Raw genomic sequence first — 5,314 nt, 5'->3', positions numbered from 1 at the left:
TAGTGGTACATATCATTGGCCGTAATCAAAAAGGAAGAAGATGGTACCAACCAGGTTTACATTGGGGGAGGCTGAGAATGTTTTTGATCGTTTGAATCAGCATCTTTCAAGTAAAGAGTTTTGGACTGAATGCATCGTATTCGGCGGTCGCAACCCACGTAACGAACTCAATGCCTTCCTCTTTAAAAAAATTGCGAAATAAACTTATTTCTGAACGTGCTATTGATGAAGGCTATAGATTCACAGAAGATTGGATATTTTCTAGCCCGTCATTGGCAGCAGCAGTTGTTATGGGCCGCAACGCAAATGGCAGAACCGAGTGGAAAACTCAAGAGGGACAGACGTTGAAATCGGTTGAAACAGGGCATTTATAAGTTTTCATAAGTTTTCCTAAGTAATTTTTCAGCACAACCTCACACCGTTTGGAAAATCAATTATGGTCGTCAACCTTCAATCGATCTTATGGTATAGTGAAATCAGAAAGATTCAGAGAGATTAGTTGCTAGTCTTTTCGCAAGTACTGATACGGCGATCGTTACAGGGTTATGTTGACAAAAGTGTTCATGTCTTGTGATTCGCAGGTCATGGGCATGAACGTGTCCAATAAATTGATTGAACAGGTGTGTTATTTAATGGGAATTCAACTCACAGAGGAAATGATTAAGGGCTTATTTTCGTCGACGATTTATCAGCGTGGACACAGGTACTATGCAAACGGGCGTGTCCGGGATTTTCATTTTGATCCGGAAGGCGGGGACTGGCAGGCATCGGTTGACGGGACGGAACCATACCGTGTCAGTATCCGTATTGACGATCAATCGTTGTATAGTCACTGTGATTGTCCGGCGGCTCGAAGTTTTCCAACTCCTTGCAAGCATGTGGCCGCTGTTCTTATTAAACTTATGGAGGATCAGCAAAGTCTGCGGAAGCAAGCGGGACATCAATCATCAGGGCGCAAGGTGGCATCGACGGCCGCGCGCACTGCTGAGCGTGGGCGCTTGCACCGGGAAGAAGTGCTCACCAATCGGCTGATTGATCGCTTCTCTTGGCTTCAGAAGAAGGAAAGTGATCGGGAGCGAAGCGGGCATAAACGGATGATGCAGACGGAATGGACGCTTAAGAACGACGGTTCATGGTTTGTTCTGGAGATGAAAAGCGGTGTTGACCGGTTGTATGTGGTCAAGGACATCCGCGATTTTATCCTTTCCGTGATCGATCAGACCTCGTTTACATTTACAAAAAAGTTTTCCTTCGATCCACTGGAACATGGCTTTTTACCGGAAGATCAGGCCGTGATCGATTTGCTTGGCAAGCAGATGAACTATAGAAATTACCGGAATCTGCAGTATGCCTATACCGGCAGACGCACAGTCAATGATGACCGCCAATTCACGATTCCCCCGGCTCTATTTCCTGAACTCTTGACGAAACTGCAATCCTGTTCTGTTTTTCTTGACGATCGCTATTGGGGGCGCAAGCAGGCGGTCGTTCATGAGCATGAACTGCCCTTTGCGCTTCGGCTTGATGAACGTTCCGATGGTCATTATGAGGTTGATCTTTCCGATTTGGAGGGCTGTCAGTACTTAGATGAATATGGGTGTCTGATCAAGGATGGCGAATTATATCCGCTTTCTGATGCGCAGAGCGCGTTTGCGAGCCATCTGGTTTCGATTGTCCGCTATGACGGATTGAGCGCGCTGCCGATTGGAAAAGATCAGATCGAGCCGTTTCTGTCTCAAGTTGCACCGGGTCTAAAGAAAATCAGTCAACTCAGTATTGCCGATCAAGTGTCGGATCGGATTGCTTCGTACCCGTTACATGCGAAAGTGTTGCTCGACCGTGCAGGGGAACAACTGACGGTTCAGCTCGAATACCATTACGGCGATGCTATGGTGAAGCCCTTTGAGAACAATCGCAGCATCAATTCGGACAAGCAGATCTTTATTCGTGATGTGGATAAAGAGCAGAGGATTATGGATCTGATCGAGTCGGCTCCGTTAACCATGAACAATAGAAAGGTCTGCGCCGACGGGGAGGAGGCTATTTGTACCTTTTTGTTTGAAACGCTTCCGAAACTGGAAGATCTGGCGGAAATTTTGATGACCAATGCGGTCAAGGCGTTTGTGCTACCGGCGCAGAACACGCCGTTTGCATCCATTGATGTGGACTCCGGTGGCAACTGGCTGGAGGTGAACTTCCAGATCGAGGGCATCGCGGAGGATCATATCGAGAGGATTCTTCAGTCGCTTGTGGAAAAGAAAAGGTATTATCGCCTGCCAAGCGGCGCATTTATCCCATTAGAGGATGAGGCGTTTGCGTCTGTCGGACAGATGCTGGACGAGCTGAACATTTCAAAGAATGAGTTGCAGAATCATCAATTGAAACTGCCGATGTATCGGGGTGGACAGCTTGAATCCATACTCGGGGAACAGCATGCAGGGATCGGAATCAGCAAGGTGTTCCGACGCTTCCTCAATCGTTTGAAGAATCCTGACTTGATTGACTTTGATGTGCCGGAATCGCTGCACGCACAGCTCAGAGATTATCAGTTTTATGGCTATCAATGGATGAAAACGCTCGGTCACTATGGACTCGGTGGCATTCTTGCGGATGAGATGGGTTTGGGTAAGACCATACAAACGATCGCTTTTCTTTTATCGGAAAAAGAGAAGGATTCGACAACTCAGCCGGCGCTCATTGTGTCCCCGGCTTCTCTAATCTACAACTGGAAAAATGAGCTGGCAAAATTTGCCCCGGACTTGCATGCAGTGGTCGCCTCCGGTACCGTGCAGGAACGAGAGGACCTGTACCAGCAAGAGGCGAAACCGGATCTTTGGATCACGTCCTACCAAACGCTAAGACAGGATATCGGTACCTATGAGAATCAGGAATTCAGCACGCTGATCCTTGATGAGGCGCAGACGATCAAGAATTTTAACACAAAGACGGCGAAATCCGTTCGTGAAATCAAGGCCCGGAATCGCTTTGCGCTGAGCGGTACGCCGATCGAAAATTCAATTGATGAACTCTGGTCCATCTTCCAGACCATCCTGCCCGGATTTTTTCCAAAGCTTTCCGATTTCAAAAAAATGGATCAAGAAAAAATTGTGAGAATGATTCGTCCGTTCCTACTCCGTCGCATCAAAAAGGATGTTTTGTCGGAACTTCCGGACAAGATCGAGACGGTGCATACCTCTGAGCTGACGAAAGAGCAGAAGGAACTCTATCTGGCCTATCTTCAGAAAATCCAGAAGGAAACGAAGGATTCCCTTGAAAACGAAGGCTTTCAAAAGAGCCGGATGAAGATTCTTGCCGGCCTCACCCGTCTGCGGCAAATTTGTTGTCATCCCGCCCTTTTTGTCGATGACTATCAAGGCGCGTCCGGGAAGCTGCAGCAGCTTTTGGAACTGATTTCCGATGCACTTGAAAGCGGCCGGAGAATACTTATTTTTTCTCAATTTACCAGTATGCTGGCGATCATCCGCCAGGCGTTTACGGAGCAGGGCGTGAGCTTCTTTTACCTTGACGGACAAACTCGGGCGAAAGATCGGGTCGAGATGGTCGATCAGTTCAACCAAGGAGAGAAGAATGTTTTTCTAATTTCGCTAAAGGCTGGAAATACCGGACTTAATCTCACGGGTGCCGATACGGTGATCTTGTATGATCTGTGGTGGAATCCCGCGGTCGAGGATCAGGCGGTTGGCAGAGCGCATCGAATCGGCCAACGAAACGTTGTGCAGGTCGTGCGGCTGATCACCCAAGGCACGATTGAGGAAAAAATTCACGATCTGCAACAAAATAAACGCGATTTAATTGAATCCGTCGTTCAATCCGGCGATCAGTCGCTGTCTCGGTTAACTGAGAAGGATATCAAGGAGATTTTAAATATCTGAGTAATTGCTCAGCAGTGTGCGGGATAATCTGGTTGATGAAGAATGCCAGATCGTGATTGACCGGTGCACAGAAAAGTTGAAGGGGAAACGAATCGGATGCATGCATCTTCATCACTGGAACAACAGCAGATTGAAAAGCATATTTTTCAGATTATAAGCGATGAGCTTGGGACGGATCTTATCGCCAATCCGGTTGTTCCATGTGGGGATGCGACGATTCAGCCGGATTTTTATTCTGATGAGCACGGTATTATTGGTGAAATCTATGCACATATCGGTTCACTGAAGCCGCCGCAACAGAAAAAGATGTTGGCGGATATCCTGAAAATGCTTCTATTAGAAAAGATGACGGGCCGCACGTATCGAAAAATCATTGCGATTTGTGATGACGCGGTATTTAAAGCGATCACGGGAAAGTCGTGGGCTTCAGCTTGTTTTAAGGCCTTTGAAGTTGAGATTCGAAACGTTGCTATAGGGGAAGAGCAGCGGATGCTCTTGACCGGTGCACAGAAAAGGCAGTATCGATGAAACGGGCACAAAACGTTGTGTTCGAAGAAACCGAGAGAAAGGTGTTGCCCAATGACAGAGAGCAGATTGAACCCTAAAGTTGATGAATTCTTAAGTAAGCCGAGTAAGTGGGCGGAATGCTACGCGCGGCTCCGGGCGATTGTTCTGGACTGCGGGCTGACGGAGGCGTTTAAGTGGAAGCATCCCTGCTATACAGTTGAAGGAAAAAACGTTGTACTGATTCATGGCTTTAAAGACTATTGCGCGTTGCTGTTTCACAAAGGAGCATTGTTGAAGGATGCGCATGGTATTCTGATTCAGCAAACCGAAAACGTTCAGGCGGCGCGGCAGATTCGCTTTACCACGGTGCAAGAAATTGTGGATTTGGAAGACGTGATCAAGGCGTATCTTCGTGAGGCGATTGATGTTGAAAAAGCGGGACAAAAAGTACCGATGAAGAAGCGTGCGGAAGTCGCTATTCCCGAAGAGTTGCAAAGTAAGTTCGAGGAACTGCCTGAGTTGAAGCCTGCTTTTGAGGCGCTGACGCCGGGACGACAAAATGCTTACATTTATTATTTTTCGCAAGCGAAACAATCGGCAACGAGGGCGTCCAGAATTGAAAAAAGTGTGCCGAGAATCCTCAAAGGAAAAGGATTAAACGATTGCGTGTGCGGGCACTCGAAAAAAATGCCTAACTGTGATGGCTCGCATAAGCAGTTCCAATAAACACAAAAAGGACAGCCGCTGCCCGTGCAGCATGGCTGTCCTTCATTCCATTGAATTATTTTTGTTTTGCTTTTAGTTCTGCGTTCAGCGATAGTGAGGGCACACGGCTGTACAGTAGATACGCAGCGATGCCAAGGGTGAAGCCGATCAGGGCAAAAGGAATCCAGGCGAAGCCAAGGTTAAACAGT

The 5,314-nt window shown here is 47.5% G+C and carries 4 protein-coding genes; all 4 read left to right on the top strand.

The window, feature by feature from the left end:
• The first annotated feature begins 95 nt into the window (after positions 1-95).
• The 4 genes from SIN01_RS15730 (at position 96) to SIN01_RS13830 (ending at position 5,126) form a co-directional block, all read left to right on the top strand.
• Positions 96-374 (top strand): DUF4357 domain-containing protein, encoded by a 279-nt coding sequence (locus SIN01_RS15730; RefSeq protein ID WP_507772788.1) that lies wholly within the window; start codon positions 96-98, stop codon positions 372-374.
• 258 nt (positions 375-632) lie between these two features.
• On the top strand, positions 633-3,893 hold the full coding sequence (locus SIN01_RS13840; RefSeq protein ID WP_010027486.1) for a DEAD/DEAH box helicase: 3,261 nt from the start codon (positions 633-635) through the stop codon (positions 3,891-3,893).
• Positions 3,894-3,989: 96 nt separating this feature from the next.
• On the top strand, positions 3,990-4,421 hold the full coding sequence (locus SIN01_RS13835; protein WP_010027488.1) for a hypothetical protein: 432 nt from the start codon (positions 3,990-3,992) through the stop codon (positions 4,419-4,421).
• 51 nt (positions 4,422-4,472) lie between these two features.
• Entirely contained in the window at positions 4,473-5,126 is a 654-nt protein-coding gene (locus tag SIN01_RS13830) for a DUF1801 domain-containing protein (RefSeq protein WP_010027489.1), read from the top strand.
• Positions 5,127-5,314: the final 188 nt, after the last annotated feature.

Source organism: Sporolactobacillus inulinus (assembly GCF_006539285.1).
Classification (GTDB): domain Bacteria; phylum Bacillota; class Bacilli; order Bacillales; family Sporolactobacillaceae; genus Sporolactobacillus; species Sporolactobacillus inulinus.
Note: the sequence above shows the minus strand (reverse complement) of the source record. Positions and strands in the feature narration are given on the sequence as shown.

Coding starts and splice junctions, on each gene's coding strand:
- SIN01_RS13840 (WP_010027486.1), top strand. CDS start 633: ATGGGAATTCAACTCACAGAGGAAATGATTAAGGGCTTATTTTCGTCG.
- SIN01_RS13835 (WP_010027488.1), top strand. CDS start 3,990: ATGCATGCATCTTCATCACTGGAACAACAGCAGATTGAAAAGCATATT.
- SIN01_RS13830 (WP_010027489.1), top strand. CDS start 4,473: ATGACAGAGAGCAGATTGAACCCTAAAGTTGATGAATTCTTAAGTAAG.